Source organism: Halomonas sp. MCCC 1A11062 (assembly GCF_021404355.1).
Classification (GTDB): Bacteria; Pseudomonadota; Gammaproteobacteria; order Pseudomonadales; family Halomonadaceae; genus Halomonas; species Halomonas aerodenitrificans.
Genome location: NZ_JABFTW010000088.1, coordinates 1 through 285, shown reverse-complemented (window position 1 = coordinate 285; position 285 = coordinate 1). Strand labels below are relative to the sequence as shown.

At 68.1% G+C, this 285-nt stretch carries 1 protein-coding gene; it reads right to left on the bottom strand.

The window, feature by feature from the left end; all coding sequences use genetic code 11:
* Window positions 1-285, bottom strand: a 285-nt coding sequence (locus HOP58_RS22920) for a GMC oxidoreductase (protein ID WP_234261942.1), incomplete at both ends; no start/stop codon positions are given.

Sequence of the window (285 nt, the reverse complement as noted above, 5' to 3'; positions counted from 1 at the left end):
GCGAGATCCTCGTCGCTCTGGTACTGCACACCGGGCTTGACCTCCTCGGGGTGGTACTTGGCGAAGGCCGGCTGTTCGGCAATGCGCCGGGTGACCCGCAGCGAGTCCGCCGCCACCCGACGATCCTCCTCTGTGCTGAGGTAGTTGGGCGCGATGGCTGGGGCCTGGCGCGGGTCACGACTCTTGATTCGGACGCTGCCGCGGCTGGTGGGGTTGAGATTGCACACGCTGGCGGTGATCGCCGGGTAGTCGTGCAGCGGCTGGCCGAACGCCTCCAGGCTCAAC